Below are 16,098 nucleotides of genomic sequence, written 5' to 3' on the forward strand. Positions count from 1 at the left end.
ACGCAAAACGCTCGGCTGGAGAACCCCAGCCGAGCGCCTGCGTGATCTACTGACAGCCGCGTAAACCATCAGGTGTTGCGAGGACCCCGAGAATCCGCCAGGGGCACCGGGGGCCTCAGAAGCCCATGTGGGACGCGCGGCCTCAGCCGCTGTACGGCTCCGCCTTCAGGATCCGCACCGAGGCCTTCTTGCCGTTCGGCAGTTCGTAGTCCGCGTCCTCGCCGACCTTGTGGCCGATCACGCCGGAACCCAGCGGGGACTGCGGCGAGTAGGTCTCGATGTCGGAGCTCGCGTACTCACGGGAGGCGAGCAGGAAGGTCAGCGTGTCGTCCTCGTCGCCGTCGAAAGCGATCGTGACGACCATGCCGGGAGCCACCGCGCCGTCCGTCGAGGTCGGGGCCTCGCCCACCTTGGCGTTCTCGAGGAGCTGGGTCAGTTGGCGCACACGGAGCTCCTGCTTGCCCTGCTCCTCCTTGGCCGCGTGGTACCCGCCGTTCTCGCGCAGGTCGCCCTCCTCACGCGCGGCGGCGATCTTGGCGGCGATCTCCGTGCGCGCAGGACCAGTAAGGTACTCAAGCTCATTCTTGAGCTTGTTGTACGCCTCCTGGGTCAGCCAGGTGACGGACTCGCTGGTCTGGGTCACAGGTGCTCCTCGTCGGTACTGGGGAAATACAAGAGCGTCGCCCTACCCGGAAGCATGTTCCTCCAGGGATGGGCGAAACCACGAGCCTAACAATTCAGCGGCCGAAGGGGGAGGACATAAGCCACCAGAATTACGTCGGCGCAGGTCAGCGTCTACGTATTCCGGACGGGATCAGTCGGCGTGGCAGCCGAGCAACTCGGCCGTCGTCCCCTGGGACGTGGTACGGAGCGTCACGACCTTGTCGATGCGGGTGTCGGAGCCGGAGAACCGGAAGTCCGCCCGGCCGACCTCGGCGCCGTTCCCGGCCTGGGAGCGGATCGTGCAGTAGCCGCTCGCACCGGCGTCCTTGTGGACCTCGAGATGCACCTCGACCGCCGTGGCGGAGGCCTTGAAGGTGATGACCTCGGCGCTGATCTTGTTCTGGCCCACGTAGTAGTAGGCGAAGTAACCGATCAACGCGAGCAGGGCCGCGCCCAGGACGGCTCCGGCGATCTTGAGCTTGCGGTCCGCGCGCTCGTCCGAGGCACGGCCGTAACGGCCCTCGGGCAGTCGCGTGCTCGCCGTCGTCATGATCGTCCCTCTCGGCTGGGGCGGGCGGCGGTCCGACGGCGGGCCGCCGGATCCGGGCTCCGGAATTATTCGCCCCCCGATTCGGTCACTATAGAAGCGCCGATCGCACCCGCTCACACCGGGCGCCGACTTAACTGAGGATTGAGTCTTGACTGACCAGCTGCGACTGATGGCCGTGCACGCCCACCCCGACGACGAGTCGAGCAAGGGCGCGGCCACCATGGCGAAGTACGTGTCCGAGGGGGTGGACGTGCTGGTCGTGACCTGCACGGGGGGAGAGCGCGGCTCCATCCTCAATCCGAAGCTGCAGGGCGACACGTACATCGAGGAGCACATCCACGAGGTACGCAAGAAGGAGATGGACGAGGCCCGCGAGATCCTGGGCGTCAAGCAGGAGTGGCTCGGCTTCGTCGACTCCGGGCTGCCCGAGGGCGACCCGCTGCCGCCGCTGCCCGAGGGCTGCTTCGCGCTCGAGGACGTCGACAAGGCGGCCGGCGAGCTGGTGAAGCAGATCCGCTCGTTCCGCCCGCAGGTGATCACCACCTACGACGAGAACGGCGGCTACCCGCACCCCGACCACATCATGACCCACAAGATCTCGATGGTGGCGTTCGAGGGCGCGGCGGACACCGAGAAGTACCCGGAGGCGGAGTTCGGCCCGGCGTACCAGCCGCGGAAGCTGTACTACAACCAGGGCTTCAACCGGCCTCGAACCGAGGCGCTGCACAACGCGATGCTGGAGCGGGGCCTGGAGTCGCCGTACGGGGAGTGGCTCAAGCGGTGGAGCGAGGTCGAGCGCGCCGAGCGCACGCTCACCACGCACATTCCGTGCGCCGACTTCTTCGAGATCCGCGACAAGGCGCTGATCGCCCACGCCACGCAGATCGACCCCGACGGGGGCTGGTTCCGGGTGCCGATGGAGCTGCAGAGGGAGGTCTGGCCGACGGAGGAGTACGAGCTCGCGAAGTCCCTCGTCGATACCTCCCTCCCCGAGGACGACCTCTTTGCGGGCATCCGAGACAATGCCTGACATGAGCGCAAGCGTGAGCCTGGCAATGACGCACCTCGTCCCCCTCGCCAAGGAGGTCGACGAGAACAAGGTCACCCCCGGCGTCCTCGGCTTCATCGTCTTCGCGGCGATGGCGGTGGCGGTGTGGGGCCTGATGAAGTCCATGAACCGCCACATGGGCAAGGTCGACTTCGAGAAGCCGGAAGAGGACGCGACTGACCCCGCCAAGGACACCGCCAAGATGTCCGGCGAGGCCAAGCCGCAGCAGGGTTAGGGGCAGCCGACGGACACACCGGCGCCCCGGGTCTCACTGGTGCGCCGGTGTCGGTACGCCCATCACCTCCCGGGCGTGCCGGTCCGGCACCATGCGCAGGCTCCAGGCCTGCCAGCCCGACTCCAGGCTGACGCCGCGTTCCAGGAGAAGCTGGTGGGCCTCGATGTAGTCGTCGAGTTTCTCGTCCCGCAGCGGGTGAGCCGCGCGGGACAGCTGGGCCAGCTCCTCCTGGGCCACCGCGCTGCCGATCTCGACGCCGCCGGGAGCGGCGTAGGGCAGCAGTGTGCAGCGCAGGAAACGGGCCCAGTCCGCGCCGCGCTCGTCGCCGTACGAGGTGAAGAGCGCCGTCGCCTCGTCGCACAGGGCGAGTGCCTGCTGCGTACGGGCGTTGCCGGCGTCGACGACGGCGAGCTCCAGGCAGGTCCACGCCTCGCCGTGGGCGACGCCGATGCGCTGGAAGTCGGCGCGGGCGTCGACCAGGAGCTGCCGGGCGAAGCCGGAGTTGCGCAGTGAGCCCGTCTGCGCGGCGCGCTGGTCCCGGGTGACGCGCGCCGAGTGGTGGCGGGCGCAGGCCAGGCCGTAGACGTCACGGATGCGGGAGAACATCGTCCGGGAGCGTTCGAGTTCCCGGACCGCGCGGTCGAGGTCGCCCGTCTCCTCCAGGGCCTGCCCCAGGTAGTAGACGGTCCAGGCCTCGCCGCGCGCGTCCTCGTTGTCGCGGTGCCGGGCGGCCGCGCTGCGCAGTCCGTCGACCGCCGGGGACGGGTCCCCGGCGACCAGACGGGCACGGGCCAGCTGGGTCAGGGCCCAGGCCTCGCCGCGGGCGTCGCGGGTGCGGCCGTACAGGTCGAGGGCCTGGCGCAGCTCGCTCTCCGCCGCCTCGACGTCACCGCGGCGCAGGTTGAGCTGGCCGAGCTGGAAGTGCGCCCATGCCTCGCCGTGCACGGAACCGCCCTCATGGTGCAGGACCAGGGAACGGGTGAGGAGGTCCAGGGCCTCGGCCGGATGCCCCCGGTCGCGCTCGACCGCGGCCAGCGCGTGCATCGTCCAGGCGCGGTCCGTGGCCAGTTCCGGCGCGGCCTGCAACTCCAGGGCCTCCCGCAGCTTCGCTGACGCCTCGGTGAGGTTGCCCTGGTGGTGCAGGGTGATGCCGAGGGAGCACAGGGCGCGGGCCGCCCCGGCGTCGTGATGCGCCTGCATGTAGAGGTCGACGACCGAGGTCAGCGTGGTGCGGGCCTTGTCCAGTTCGCCGAGCTGCCGGGCCGCGATGCCGGTGCGCCACTGTACGGAGCGCAGCAGCAGCCCCCGGTCGACCGCCTGGGCCAGCTCGCTGATCTCACCGAGCCGGTAGAGGTCGCCGCGCAGCAGGCAGTAGTCGCACAGGGCGCCCAGCAGGTTCAGTACGGCCGCCTCGTTCACGCCCTCCGCGTGCCGCAGCGCCGCCGTGATGAAGCTCGACTCGTCGTCCAGCCAGCGCAGCGCCTCGTCGAGGGAGGTGAAGCCGTGCGGGCTGAAGCGGTCCGAGCGGGTCGACATGTTGCCGTCGACCAGGCGCAGCACCGAGTCGGCGAGCTCGGCGTAGCTGACGATCAGCCGTTCCTGGGCGGCCGTGCGCTCGGCGGGGTCCTCCTCGTCCAGGAGGCGGGCCCGGGCGAAGGCCCGTACCACGTCGTGCAGGCGGTAGCGGTTGCCACGCACGTGGTCGATCAGGCCGGCCTGCGCGAGGACCACCAGGTGCCGGGTGGCCTCCGGGCGGTCGGTGGCGAGCAGGGCCGCCGCCGCGGCCGCGCCCAGCGAGGCCCGGCCCGCCAGCGCGAGGCGCCGCAGCAGTCGCCGTGCCGGGTCGGACTGGTCGGTGTAGCGCAGCCACAGGGCGCGCTCGACCGGCTCCACCGGCCCGTACGCCTCCAGGTCGGCGGCGAGCCCGCGCGGTGAGCGCGGGCCGAGGGAGGAGCCCGCGATGCGCAGGGCCAGCGGCAGCCCGCCGCACAGCTCGCGGATCCGGTCGGCGGACTCGGCGTCGTAGGGCCCCGGATCGTCCTGGGTGACCGCGCCGAGGAGTTCCTCCGCTCCGGCCGCGTCCAGCGCCTCCACCGGCAGCTCGTGCACCCACGCGGGCAGGTCGGACGGCAGGTCGAGCTGGCCGCGCGCGGTGACCAGGACCAGGCTGTCGGAGCGCTCGGGGACGAGGGTGCGGATCTGCTCGGGATCGGAGGCGTCGTCGAGGATCACGGTGACCGGCAGACCGGTCAGGTGCTGGTGGTACAGCTCGCTCAAGCGCTTCACCTGCTGCTCGGGGGAGGACCGCTCACGGAACAGCAGTTGTTCGCGCGGCGCGCCCAGCCGGTTCAGCAGGTGCAGGAGCGCGTCCCGGGTGGACAGCGGCGCCGCGCTGTGGCCGCGCAGGTCGACGACGCAGGCGCCGCGGAACTGGTCCCGCAGATCGTGCGCCGCCCGCACCGCGAGGGTCGTACGGCCGCTGCCCGGCTCCCCGTGCAGCACGACCACCGTCGGCCGGGTCTCGGTGCTCGCGCGCGCCGCCTGCACCCACTGCCGGATCCGCGCCACCTCCTGACGGCGTCCCGCGAACGTGCCGCTGGGGTCGGGAAGTTGCCCGAAGGACTGCTCCAGCACCTTCCGGCCCCGGGCGGCCGCGCTCTTGTCCACGCTGCGCAGCTGCGGCCCGGCCTTCGTCGGCCCGGTGGACGCGGTGATCACCCGCTGCTGGTCGAGGAACGGGCGGATGCCGCGTACCTCCAGCGCCGTCAGCCACTGCAGCCGCAGTTGCTCGGGCCCGCCGGGCTGTCCGGCGGCGCCCGCGCGGTGGTGGGCGGCGGGCAGGTGGGAGCCGGCCACCTTGACGACGGTCGCCGCCGCACCGATCACGCCGACGGTCACACCGGCACCCAAGGCGGTTCCCGTGCCGGTGCCGAGGGCCAGGTCGGCCACCGCGGCCGTGACCGCGGCGACCCCCGCCACCAGCAGCGGAGTAGCGCCGCCCTCGCGGGCGTAGCGCTGTCCGAAGGTGAGCCGGCCGGCCTCCGCCTCGTCGAGGGCGCGCGTGTAGGCCTCGTACTCCTCGGCCGCGGTCTGCGCCATGGTGTCCAGCGCGCCGCGCGCCCGTGACATCAGCACCTGGGCGTCGCCGCGGCCGCCCGAGCGGCGCATCTCCTCCTCCACGGCCCTCCCCAACAGCCGCTCCGCGTCCGCCCGATGGCCGTCCCTCATGTCCCGTCCCCCTCCGGCAGCAACATCGTTACCAGCCAAGTGTGCTGCGGACGGCCGAATGACGCGAGGGTGCGGGAAGGCTGCGATCGGTGTACTGGGGCAGGATGGACTCCATGCCGAACCGACTGGCCCATGAGACATCCCCGTACCTCCTCCAGCACGCCGACAACCCCGTCGACTGGTGGCCCTGGTCGGACGAGGCCTTCGAGGAGGCCCGCGAGCGGGGTGTTCCGGTGCTGCTCAGTGTCGGTTACTCGAGTTGCCACTGGTGCCACGTCATGGCGCACGAGTCCTTCGAGGACGACACCACGGCCGCCTACCAGAACGAGCACTTCGTGAACGTCAAGGTGGACCGCGAGGAGCGCCCCGACGTCGACGCCGTGTACATGGAGGCCGTGCAGGCGGCCACCGGGCAGGGCGGCTGGCCCATGACGGTGTTCCTCACGCCGGACGCCGAGCCCTTCTACTTCGGGACCTATTTCCCGCCGGCGCCCCGGCACGGCATGCCCTCCTTCCGGCAGGTCCTGGAAGGCGTCCACCACGCCTGGACCGACCGGCGGGACGAGGTCGCCGAGGTGGCCGGGAAGATCGTGCGGGACCTGGCGCAGCGGGAGATCTCCTACGGCGGTGCCCAGGCCCCCGGCGAGGAGGAGCTCGCGCAGGCGCTGCTCGGGCTCACCCGGGAGTACGACCCGCAGCGCGGCGGCTTCGGCGGGGCACCGAAGTTCCCGCCGTCCATGGTGATCGAGTTCCTGTTGCGCCACCACGCCCGCACCGGCGCCGAGGGCGCGTTGCAGATGGCGCGGGACACCTGCGAGCGGATGGCGCGCGGCGGGATCTACGACCAGCTCGGCGGCGGCTTCGCCCGCTACTCCGTGGACCGGGACTGGGTGGTGCCGCACTTCGAGAAGATGCTGTACGACAACGCGCTGCTGTGCCGCGCGTACGCCCACCTGTGGCGGTCCACCGGCTCCGAGCTCGCGCGCCGGGTCGCGCTGGAGACGGCCGACTTCCTGGTGCGGGACATGCGCACCGCCGAGGGCGGTTTCGCGTCCGCGCTGGACGCCGACAGCGACGACGGTACGGGGAAGCACGTGGAGGGCGCGTACTACGTGTGGACGCCGGAGCAACTCGCCGACGTCCTGGGCCCGGAGGACGCCGAGCTCGCCGCGCGGTACTTCGGCGTCACCGAGGAGGGCACCTTCGAGGAGGGCGCCTCCGTGCTGCAACTCCCGCAGCAGGACGGGTTCCTCGACGCCGGGAAGGTCGAGTCGATCAAGCGGCGGCTGCGGGAGGCCCGCGAGACCAGGCCCGCCCCCGGCCGGGACGACAAGGTCGTCGCCGCCTGGAACGGGCTCGCGGTCGCCGCGCTCGCCGAGACCGGCGCCTACTTCGACCGCCCCGACCTGGTGGACGCCGCCGTCGCCGCGGCCGACCTCCTCGTCCGTCTGCACCTGGACGACCGGGCCCGTCTGACCCGGACCAGCAAGGACGGCCACGCGGGCGCGAACGCCGGGGTGCTGGAGGACTACGCCGACGTCGCCGAGGGCTTCCTCGCGCTCGCGTCCGTGACCGGCGAGGGCGTCTGGCTGGAGTTCGCAGGGCTCCTCCTCGACCACGTCGTCACCCGCTTCACCGACTCCGAGTCGGGTGCCCTCTACGACACCGCCGCCGACGCCGAGCAGTTGATCCGCCGGCCGCAGGATCCCACCGACAACGCGGCCCCGTCCGGCTGGACGGCCGCCGCCGGCGCCCTGCTGGGGTACGCCGCCCAGACCGGCTCCGAAACCCACCGCACCGCCGCCGAGCGGGCGTTGGGCGTGGTGAAGGCGCTCGGGCCGCGGGTGCCGAGGTTCATCGGCTGGGGCCTCGCCGTCGCCGAGGCGCTGCTCGACGGGCCGCGCGAGGTCGCGGTCGTGGGACCCGCGCTCGACGATCCCGCGACCCGGTCCCTGCACCGTACGGCACTCCTGGGCACCGCCCCCGGAGCGGTCGTCGCCTACGGCACGCCCGACAGCGACGAGTTCCCGCTGCTCGCCGAGCGCCCGCTGGTCGGCGGGGAGCCGGCGGCGTACGTCTGCCGCAACTTCACATGCGACGCCCCGACGACCGACGCGGAGCGGCTGCGCGCGGCGCTGACCGGCTGAACCGGCTGAACCGACGAGCGGGGCGGTGACCGGGCCGCGTACTCAGCTGCCCTGGTCGCCCCTGCTCAGCGCCGCCTCCACGATCGCCTCCAGCTGTTCGTGGTGTGCGCCCTTCCAGTACGCGCGCCCGCACTCGTTGCACTGGGCGAAGACGTCGTACGAGCGGTGGGTGCCGTGTTCCAGCTGGTCGGCGACCTCCTCCTTGGTGGCCTGGTGGAGGAGGCCGTTGCAGGCGGTGCACCGGGTCCAGGGGCGCAGCTCGGGGGCGAAGCGGTCCAGGATGTCGTGGAGCTGGTCCTCGGGGCGGGTGCTGTAGACGTAGGCACCCGCCCACAGTTCGCGGCGGCGCAGCAGGCCCCGGTCGCGGCTGAGCATGACCCGCTGCTCGGCGGCGGAGCGGGCGGCGAGGGCCGGGTCGCCGATGTCCGTCGACTCGTACGCCGTGTCCACGCCGAGCAGGCGAAGCCGGCGGGCGAGGGTGCCGAGGTGGACGTCGAGGAGGAAGCGCAGGGGAGCGCCGGGCACTCGCTGCGGCCGCTGGACCTCCCGCACGGTCACGGACTCGCCGTCGGCCGGGATGTGCGAGACCGGCACCTCACGGCCGTCCACGACCAGGGCGCCGACCTCGGTCAGCGGCACGCCGAGGGACTCGACGACATGGCCGAGGGTGGAGACGCCGTCGACGGCCAGTGCGGTGGCGCCGCCGCGTCGGCCGTGGGGGACGAACAGGGCGAGGGAGGGCGCGACTTCGACATGGATCTCGGGTGCGGTCACCAGGTCAGGATCGCACGTCCGAGGGGGGTGACCTCAGATTTCTTCCTGGGGGAGTCCGTGCTGGAGGACCTCCAGGGTGCGGTCGACGAGGGCGGCGAAGTCGTCGCGGTGGCCGTTCTCCGCCCAGTACAGGGAGGTTTCCATCAGGCCGCCGATGAGGGACATCGCGTAGACCCGGACCTCCAGGCTGTCGGGGTCGCGGCCGGTGCGCTCGGCGATGGCGGCGCAGAGCATGCGGCCGGTGACCGACATGCTCTCCATCATCCGTGAGCGCACCGCGGGGACCTGCACCATCAGGTGGGTGCGCAGCCTGGCGACCTCCGCGTCCTCCTCGACGCCCGTGCGGATGGCCTCCCGCATGACGTGCCGGACGGTGTCCGGCCAGGGTTCGTCGGTGGGCCGGGCCCGCAGCTCCTCCAGGAGGACAGGGTCGTACTCGTCGGTGAGGACGATGTCCTCCTTGGTCGGGAAGTACCGGAACACCGTCGACGGCGACACCTCGGCCCGCTCCGCGATCTGCTCGATCGTCGTGGCGTCGTACCCGTGCTCCTTGATCAGAGCGTAGGTCGCCTCGCGGATCGCCTCGCGGGTCTTGATCTTCTTCCGTTCACGGAGTCCCAGCCGGGGGCGGTCGGCGGGGGTGGGGGTGCGTGCGGCCGTCATGGGGGCCATTCTCAGGCATCGGCCTTGGGGGAGACCACGTCGGGGAGTGCGCTCCCCTGGTGCCGGGCCGCCGCGGTCCCCGGCAGGAGAGCCGCGGCGAGCAGGGCGGCGACCAGGGCCGCCAGGCCGCACACCAGCAGGGCCAGGGTCATGCCGTGCACGTAAGCGTCGTTCGCGGAGGCGGCCAGGTGCGCGGAGCCGGCCTTCTCGGCGATCAGGTGCGCCGCGACCACGGATTCGCCGGCGGTGTCGGCGGCCCCGGCGGGCAGTCCCGAGACGTCGAGACGGTCGCGGAAGGCGCTCGCCAGCAGGCTGCCGAGCAGGGCGATGCCGATCGCCGCGCCGACCTGACGCAGGGTCATCAGCAGCCCCGAGCCGCTGCCCGCCCGGTCGGCGGGCAGGGCGCCGAGGGCGCCGGACATCGCGGGCACGATCGAGAAGCCGAAGCCGAGGCCGGCGACGGACAGCCACAGCGCGGTGAACCCGTAGCCGGAGCCGACGGTCGTACGGCTGCCGAGCAGCGCGGCGAAGGCCAGCACCACCAGGCCCGCGCTCACCACGGCCCGCGCCCCGAACCGGACGACGACCGGCTGGGCGGCCCGGGCGGCGACCATCAGCCCGCCCATCATCGGCAGCAGCCGCACACCGGTGCCGAGGGCATCCTGCCCGAGGACCGCCTGGAGGTAGGGGGGCAGCACGAACATCAGGCCGGACAGGACGAACATCACCAGGGTCGCGGCCAGCGTGTTGAACAGGAAACCGCGCTGGGCGAGCAGTCCCATGTCGAGCATGGGGCGCGCGGCCCGCCGCTCCCGCAGGACGAGCGCGGCGATCAGCGCGGCGGACGCCGCGAACATCGCGAGGACCAGCGGGTCACCCCAGCCGCGTGTGGGTGCCTCGATGATCGCGTAGATGAGCGCGCCGAGCCCGGTCGCGGTGAGCGCGGTGGAGAGGGGGTCGACCTCGGGGGAGGCGGGGTCGCGGGTCTCCGGCAGGAGGAGGACGCAGGCGGCGATACCGAGCGCGGCCATGGGGAGGTTGATCAGGAAGACCGAGCCCCACCAGAAGTGGTCGAGCAGCCAGCCGCCGAGGATCGGACCGAGCGGCAGCCCGAGCGTCGAGCCGGCCGAGACGATGCCGAGGGCCTTTGTGCGCTCGTCGGCTGAGAAGAGAGAGGGCAGCACCGACAGCGCGAGCGGCGTGACCAGTGCCGCTCCGACGCCCATGACGGCGCGGGCGACGATCACCCAGGTCACGTCCCCGGCCAGCGCCCCCACCAGGGACCCGGCGAGGAAGACGCCCAGCCCGGTGATCAGCATCAGCCGGCGTCCGAACCGGTCGCCGAGCAGTCCCGCCGGGAGCATCAGCGCGGCGAAGACGACGATGTACGCGTCCGCCATCCACTGCTGCTCGCCGGTGGTGGCGCCGAGATCGCCGGCCATCGTCGGCAGGGCCACGTTGAGGATCGTCATGTCGAAGCCGAGCGTCAGCATGCTCGCGACCAGGGCCCCGAGGGCCCACCAGCGGCGGGGGTCGGGAGCCGTGACGACCCCTTGAGTGACAGTAACCATGAAATGAGAGTAGCTGTCAAAACGTAGTTACTGTCAATCGTGAGGCGTGTCGAGGGCATGAAAAATGGCCACGGCTTGAAGCCGTGGCCGTCTCGGGGAGGCGGGGAGGGGTCAGGCGTGCTGGTAGGCCACCAGCGAGATGCCGACGTAGTGGACGACGAACGCGGCGAGCGTGAGCGAGTGGAAGACCTCGTGGAAGCCGAAATAGCGCGGTGAGGGGTTGGGCCGCTTGATGGCGTAGATCACGCCGCCCGCGCTGTAGAGGAGGCCGCCGACGATGACCAGGACCAGGACCGCGATACCGCCGGTGTGCATGAAGTCGGGCAGGAAGAAGACGGCCGCCCAGCCCATGGCGATGTAGCAGGGGGTGTAGAGCCATCGCGGGGCGCCGACCCAGAACACCCGGAAGGCGATGCCCGCGAGCGCGGCCGCCCAGATACCCCACAGCAGCCACTGGCCCTTGCTGCCCGGCAGGAGGAGCAGGGTGAGGGGGGTGTAGGTGCCTGCGATGATCAAGAAGATGTTGGCGTGATCCAGGCGGCGCAGGACGCCGTCCATGCGCGGGCTCCAGGTGCCCCGGTGGTACAGGGCGCTCACGCCGAACAGCAGGCAGGCCGTGAGGGCGTAGATACCGCAGGCGATGCGGCCGCGGGGTGAGTCGGCCAGAGCCGTGAGTACCAGACCCGCGATGAGCGCGGCCGGAAACATGCCCAGATGAAGCCAGCCTCGCAGCTTGGGCTTGATCGGATGCGGCAGCGAGAGCGCTGAGGAGACGCGGCCGGTGACCGGCGTGTCCATGGGCGCGTCGGGGACGGGCGCAGTCATGTACCGAATCGTACCTACGGGACCGTAAGTTACGGATCAGTAGGGCAGCGGGATCACCCAAGAGTGGCCATCATCTCACGGCGGTTCGGCTTTTGCGAGCCGGGTCAAGGGACCTCCCGCTGAACGTCAAGTGGCCGCAAAGGGGCTGCCTTACACGTGGCGATCCTCACTCTGCTCACCTGTGCGCTCCTCTGGACATATGGGCGGACCCGTCGGATGATCAAATGAGTGCGGTCGGCACCGGATGAGCGCCAGAAGATCGACATCGAAGCATCCGGGTCGCGGCCCCCACGGGGCAACAAGGACAAAAACCCTCATTTAGGAGCTATCGTGGCGCGCGACATCGCGGCTCCCACCGTCATCCCCACCCAGCACCAGGAGCTGATCTCCTGGGTGAACGAGATCGCCGAACTGACCCAGCCGGACAACGTGGTCTGGTGTGACGGATCCGAGGCCGAGTACGAGCGACTGTGCGAGGAGCTCGTCGAGAAGGGCACCTTCAGGAAACTCGACCCCATCAAGCGCCCCAACTCCTACTACGCGGCCTCCGACCCCACCGATGTCGCCCGGGTCGAGGACCGCACCTTCATCTGCTCCGAGAAGGAGGAGGACGCCGGCCCGACCAACCACTGGAAGGCGCCCGCGGAGATGCGGGAGATCTTCCAGGGCGAGAAGGGCGTCTTCCGCGGTTCGATGAAGGGCCGGACGATGTACGTCGTCCCGTTCTGCATGGGTCCGCTGGGCTCGGACCTCTCCGCGATCGGCGTCGAGATCACCGACTCCGCCTACGTCGCCGTGTCCATGCGCACCATGACCCGCATGGGACAGCCGGTCCTCGACGAACTCGGCTCGGACGGTTTCTTCGTCAAGGCCGTCCACACCCTCGGGGCGCCCTTGGAGGAAGGCCAGGCGGACGTGCCCTGGCCGTGCAACTCCACCAAGTACATCTCGCACTTCCCCGAGAGCCGCGAGATCTGGTCCTACGGCTCCGGCTACGGCGGCAACGCCCTGCTCGGCAAGAAGTGCTACGCCCTGCGCATCGCGTCCGTCATGGCGCGCGACGAGGGCTGGCTGGCCGAGCACATGCTGATCCTCAAGCTGACGCCCCCGCAGGGTGAGTCGAAGTACGTGGCGGCGGCCTTCCCCTCCGCCTGCGGCAAGACCAACCTCGCCATGCTGGAGCCGACGATCTCCGGCTGGACGGTCGAGACGATCGGCGACGACATCGCCTGGATGCGCTTCGGCGAGGACGGCCGTCTGTACGCGATCAACCCCGAGGCCGGCTTCTTCGGCGTCGCGCCCGGCACGGGTGAGCACACCAACGCCAACGCGATGAAGACCCTGTGGGGCAACTCGGTCTTCACCAACGTCGCGCTGACCGACGACAACGACATCTGGTGGGAGGGCATGACGGAGGAGACTCCGGCCCACCTCACCGACTGGAAGGGCAACGACTGGACTCCGTCCTCGGAGACTCCCGCCGCCCACCCCAACGCCCGCTTCACCACCCCCGCCGCGCAGTGCCCGATCATCGCGCCGGAGTGGGAGGACCCCAAGGGCGTGCCGATCTCGGCGATCCTCTTCGGCGGGCGCCGTGCCAGCGCGGTGCCGCTGGTGACGGAGTCCTTCGACTGGAACCACGGCGTCTTCCTCGGCGCCAACGTGGCCTCCGAGAAGACCGCCGCAGCCGAGGGCAAGGTCGGCGAGCTGCGCCGCGACCCGTTCGCCATGCTGCCGTTCTGCGGCTACAACATGGGCGACTACATGGGCCACTGGGTCGACGTCGCCAAGGGCAAGGACCAGGCGAAGCTGCCGAAGATCTACTACGTCAACTGGTTCCGCAAGAACGACGAGGGCAAGTTCGTCTGGCCCGGCTTCGGCGAGAACAGTCGCGTCCTGAAGTGGATCGTCGAGCGCCTGGACGGCAAGGCGGAAGGCGTCGAGACCCCGATCGGCATCCTCCCGAGCAAGGACGCCATCGACACCAAGGGCCTCGAACTGGCCGACTCCGACCTGGAGTTCCTGCTCACGGTCGACAAGGAGGTCTGGCGCGAGGAGGCCTCCCTGGTCCCCGACCACCTCAACACCTTCGGCGACCACACGCCCAAGGAACTGTGGGACGAGTACCACGCCCTGGTCCAGCGCCTGGGCTGACCCCACCCCACTCCGCGGCCGGCCCGGATGTGCCCTGACCAGCGATCGTCACGGCCGGCCGCGGTGCGTTTCTCCACCGTCGGACGTGGTGCACCCACGAACCGACAGCCACCCCGGAATCCGCCGCGACGGCGCTCAGCCACGACGGCGGATTTCGGCGGTGCCGAGCGAGGCGCGTCGCGCCTTCTTTCCGACGGTCACCCAAACAGTTAACCGCCGCGACGGCGGACCCCGGCGGTGCCGAGTGACCGTTGCCGCGAAGCCTCTATGCCGTCGGTAACAACGAAAATCGCCGCCACGGCGCTCAGCCGCGACGGCGAATCTCGGCGGTGCCGAGCGGCGGCCGCATCAGGTCGGGCAGCTCGCGGCAACTCACAAGGCCCGCCAAGCCAACGCGGTGTCGTGGCTCCCGGTCCGCGCGTCGCTGCGGGTGCACGCGGACCGGGGCCGTTCGAAGGACCCCCTCGGGGATCAGCCGGCGGCGCTCAACTCCCGCGACTCCGACAGCGCGGCGGAGTGCGCGTCCATGCGCCGTGCCGCGAGGATCGCCACCGCGGTGTCGGCACGCGACGCGGCGACGACCAGCGCACGGCCCGCGAGATCGTGCGCCCGCTGGTGCAGCGCGCCGAGTTGGGGTTCGCTCCCGCCGGAGGCCACCGCACGGACCGGCGTACGGCCGCCCCGCAGTCGGGTCACCTGCTGTGCGAGCCGCTCGGCCGCGGTGTCCAGGTCGGTGTCCGGGGCAAGCGCGCGCAACTCGTCGGTGACGGCGAGCAGCGCCGCGAGATGCCCGGCGAGCTGGATGTCCAGCTCCTCCTCGCGCGACCGGTGGGGGAAGTCGGAGGTGGTGCCGGCCATCGTGGTGTGCACCGACTTGGTGCGGATCGGTTCGTACATGAGATGGCCTCCTGTGCTCTGACAGGAAACCATCCTAGCTTGGATTTCGTCTAAAGTTGAGCCGTTCGCAAAATCGGACGGACGCTCTACGCAGCGTGAGCGCCCGGCCCGGCGCCTCAGGGCTGGCTGTATCCGTCGAGGAAGTGACCGATCCGGCCGATCGCGTCCCGCAGGTCGCCGACCGTGGGCAGCGTGACGACCCGGAAGTGATCGGGCTCCGGCCAGTTGAAGCCGGTGCCCTGGACAACCATGATCTTCTCGCGGCGCAGCAGGTCCAGGACCATCCGCCGGTCGTCCTTGATCTTGAACACCTTGGGGTCGAGGCGCGGGAAGAGGTAGAGCGCCCCCTTCGGCCGTACGCAGCTCACCCCCGGGATCTGGGTCAGCATCTCGTAGGCGACGTCCAACTGTTCCTTCAGGCGTCCGCCCGGCAACACCAGGTCGTTGATCGTCTGCCGCCCGCTGAGCGCGGCGACCACGCCGTGCTGACCCGGCATGTTCGCGCACAGCCGCATGTTCGCGAGGATTGTCAGGCCCTCGATGTAGGAGTCGGCGTGCGCGCGCGGCCCGGAGATCGACATCCAGCCGACCCGGTAGCCCGCGACCCGGTACGCCTTCGACATGCCGTTGAACGTCAGCGTCAGCAGGTCCGGCGCGACCGCGGCGGTCGGGGTGTGCGTGGCGTCGTCGTAGAGGATCTTGTCGTAGATCTCGTCGGAGCAGACCAGGAGGTTGTGCCGGCGGGCGATGTCGGTGAGCCCCTTGATCATCGCCTCGTCGTACACCGCGCCCGTGGGGTTGTTCGGGTTGATGATGACGATGGCCTTGGTGCGGTCGGTGACCTTCCGCTCCACGTCCGCGAGGTCGGGCATCCAGTCGGACTGCTCGTCGCAGCGATAGTGCACGGCGGTGCCGCCGGAGAGGGAGACGGAGGCCGTCCACAGGGGGTAGTCGGGTGCCGGGACCAGGACCTCGTCGCCGTCGTCCAGCAGGCCCTGCATCGCCATCACGATCAGCTCGGAGACGCCGTTGCCGATGAAGACGTGCTCGACGTCCGTCTCTATGCCGAGGGTCTGGTTGTGCATGACGACGGCGCGGCGGGCGGCGAGGAGACCCTTCGCGTCGCCGTAGCCGTGCGCCGACGACACGTTGCGGAGGATGTCCTCCAGGATCTCGGGCGGGCACTCGAAGCCGAACGCGGCCGGGTTGCCGGTGTTCAGCTTCAGGATGCGATGCCCTGCCGCCTCAAGCCGCATCGCCTCCTCGAGCACCGGGCCCCGGATCTCGTAACAGACATTGGCGAGCTTGGTCGACTGGATCACCTGCATGTCTGGGAGCTTACG

At 70.7% G+C, this 16,098-nt stretch carries 13 protein-coding genes; 4 read left to right on the forward strand and 9 right to left on the reverse strand.

Features of this window, described 5'->3' with window-relative positions; translation table 11 throughout:
- Window positions 1–142: 142 nt before the first annotated feature.
- Both greA and IG99_RS39945 read right to left on the reverse strand, forming a co-directional pair.
- Window positions 143–643 carry a transcription elongation factor GreA gene (gene greA, locus IG99_RS39940; RefSeq protein WP_037683250.1) on the reverse strand — a complete coding sequence of 167 codons (501 nt, stop codon included), beginning with the start codon at window positions 641–643 and terminating at the stop codon, window positions 143–145.
- A 171-nt stretch (window positions 644–814) separates the two neighbouring features.
- Entirely contained in the window at window positions 815–1,213 is a 399-nt protein-coding gene (locus IG99_RS39945) for a DUF4307 domain-containing protein (RefSeq protein ID WP_037683252.1), read from the reverse strand.
- Window positions 1,214–1,382: 169 nt separating this feature from the next.
- Between IG99_RS39945 and mca the strand changes: the two genes are divergently transcribed.
- On the forward strand, window positions 1,383–2,243 hold the full coding sequence (mca, locus tag IG99_RS39950; protein ID WP_037683255.1) for a mycothiol conjugate amidase Mca: 861 nt from the start codon (window positions 1,383–1,385) through the stop codon (window positions 2,241–2,243).
- Window positions 2,236–2,496 (forward strand): hypothetical protein, encoded by a 261-nt coding sequence (locus IG99_RS39955; protein ID WP_037683256.1) that lies wholly within the window; start codon window positions 2,236–2,238, stop codon window positions 2,494–2,496. The genes mca and IG99_RS39955 overlap by 8 nt, the downstream gene beginning before the upstream one ends.
- 33 nt (window positions 2,497–2,529) lie before the next feature.
- On the opposite strand, the gene IG99_RS39960 is transcribed toward IG99_RS39955, so the two are convergent.
- Window positions 2,530–5,724 (reverse strand): tetratricopeptide repeat protein, encoded by a 3,195-nt coding sequence (locus IG99_RS39960; RefSeq protein ID WP_037683257.1) that lies wholly within the window; start codon window positions 5,722–5,724, stop codon window positions 2,530–2,532.
- Window positions 5,725–5,837: 113 nt separating this feature from the next.
- On the opposite strand from IG99_RS39960, the gene IG99_RS39965 reads away from it, so the two are divergent.
- A complete protein-coding gene (locus tag IG99_RS39965; protein ID WP_037683296.1) occupies window positions 5,838–7,871 on the forward strand; it encodes a thioredoxin domain-containing protein in 2,034 nt (677 codons plus the stop codon).
- Between the two features lie 42 nt (window positions 7,872–7,913).
- On the opposite strand, the gene IG99_RS39970 is transcribed toward IG99_RS39965, so the two are convergent.
- The 4 genes from IG99_RS39970 to trhA all read right to left on the reverse strand — a co-directional run bounded on the left by IG99_RS39970 (window position 7,914) and on the right by trhA (window position 11,704).
- Window positions 7,914–8,645, reverse strand: a complete 732-nt coding sequence (locus IG99_RS39970) for a Mut7-C RNAse domain-containing protein (protein WP_037683259.1) — start codon at window positions 8,643–8,645, stop codon at window positions 7,914–7,916.
- 33 nt (window positions 8,646–8,678) lie between these two features.
- Window positions 8,679–9,308: a TetR/AcrR family transcriptional regulator gene (locus IG99_RS39975; RefSeq protein ID WP_463607367.1), complete on the reverse strand. Its 630-nt coding sequence runs from the start codon at window positions 9,306–9,308 to the stop codon at window positions 8,679–8,681.
- 11 nt (window positions 9,309–9,319) lie between these two features.
- A complete protein-coding gene (locus tag IG99_RS39980; protein WP_037683262.1) occupies window positions 9,320–10,879 on the reverse strand; it encodes an MFS transporter in 1,560 nt (519 codons plus the stop codon).
- 111 nt (window positions 10,880–10,990) lie between these two features.
- The gene (gene trhA / locus IG99_RS39985) at window positions 10,991–11,704 is read right to left on the reverse strand and encodes a PAQR family membrane homeostasis protein TrhA (RefSeq protein ID WP_037683264.1); all 714 of its coding nucleotides are present in this window, start codon (window positions 11,702–11,704) and stop codon (window positions 10,991–10,993) included.
- Window positions 11,705–12,034: 330 nt separating this feature from the next.
- Here trhA and IG99_RS39990 point away from each other — a divergent pair, with 330 nt between their 5' ends.
- On the forward strand, window positions 12,035–13,858 hold the full coding sequence (locus IG99_RS39990) for a phosphoenolpyruvate carboxykinase (GTP) (RefSeq protein ID WP_037683265.1): 1,824 nt from the start codon (window positions 12,035–12,037) through the stop codon (window positions 13,856–13,858).
- A 471-nt stretch (window positions 13,859–14,329) separates the two neighbouring features.
- Here the strand turns inward: IG99_RS39990 and IG99_RS39995 are convergent, their stop codons facing one another.
- Complete coding sequence (locus tag IG99_RS39995; protein ID WP_037683266.1) at window positions 14,330–14,755, reverse strand: SCO4983 family protein; 426 nt, start codon at window positions 14,753–14,755, stop codon at window positions 14,330–14,332.
- 116 nt (window positions 14,756–14,871) lie between these two features.
- Window positions 14,872–16,083, reverse strand: a complete 1,212-nt coding sequence (locus IG99_RS40000; RefSeq protein WP_037683267.1) for a pyridoxal phosphate-dependent aminotransferase — start codon at window positions 16,081–16,083, stop codon at window positions 14,872–14,874.
- Window positions 16,084–16,098: the final 15 nt, after the last annotated feature.

The sequence above is a fragment of the Streptomyces griseus subsp. griseus genome (assembly GCF_000720255.1).
Taxonomy (GTDB): domain Bacteria; phylum Actinomycetota; class Actinomycetes; order Streptomycetales; family Streptomycetaceae; genus Streptomyces; species Streptomyces griseus_I.